This is a genomic window from Devosia psychrophila, assembly GCF_000971275.1.
Taxonomy (GTDB): domain Bacteria; phylum Pseudomonadota; class Alphaproteobacteria; order Rhizobiales; family Devosiaceae; genus Devosia; species Devosia psychrophila.
In genome coordinates, this window is record NZ_LAPV01000118.1 from 1 (window position 1) to 586 (window position 586).

Annotated in this window: 1 protein-coding gene; it reads left to right on the forward strand. The window is 66.9% G+C overall.

Annotated elements, in window-relative coordinates; genetic code table 11:
- On the forward strand, positions 1-586 hold a 586-nt coding region (locus tag WH91_RS10695), incomplete at both ends, for a DUF1403 family protein (protein ID WP_046171007.1).

A 586-nucleotide genomic window follows, 5' to 3' on the forward strand; every position in this document is an offset into this window, starting at 1 on the left:
CGCCAGGACTTGTCCTGGGCCGGCGCGTGGCGCCAGCGGCTGGCCTTACAGAACGCTGCCGCGGCGGTGAATTTAATCGGCCGGCGCGAGGATGCATCCACTCTGCGCGATACCCATTATTTGCGCAGCGCCGGCGATGATCCTGGCCCCTCCGGTCACCTCTTAATGGCCTGGCGCCGCTTGGCCAGCCGTACGACCAGTTGCGATGAGCAATCCGTGCGCCCGGTTGCGGAGCAGCATTTTGCGCTGCAATGGGATGACGCCCTCGCCGAGGTGGTGGCCAATGCGGAGGATATGGTGGTGTCGTCGCGGCCGGCGCCAATACTGGCGGCCGAGATTGCCGCCGCCGTCTACAGGGCCCGGCCCGATGCCGAATTGTTGGCGTTCTGGCTCGCCGACATGCTGCTCGCCCAGAAGTTCAGATGGCCCGTTCCGGTGCCGCTGTTGATGGGGCAGGTGGCCTCGCCGGTCTTCAAGTCCGGCGAGAACCGCAAGCGCATCCGGCCGGGAGCAGAAGGCTGGGGCCGGGCGGTGTTTTTGGCCTACGCTACGGCGGCGGCGGAGGCTTGCGATCTCGGGATAGAGC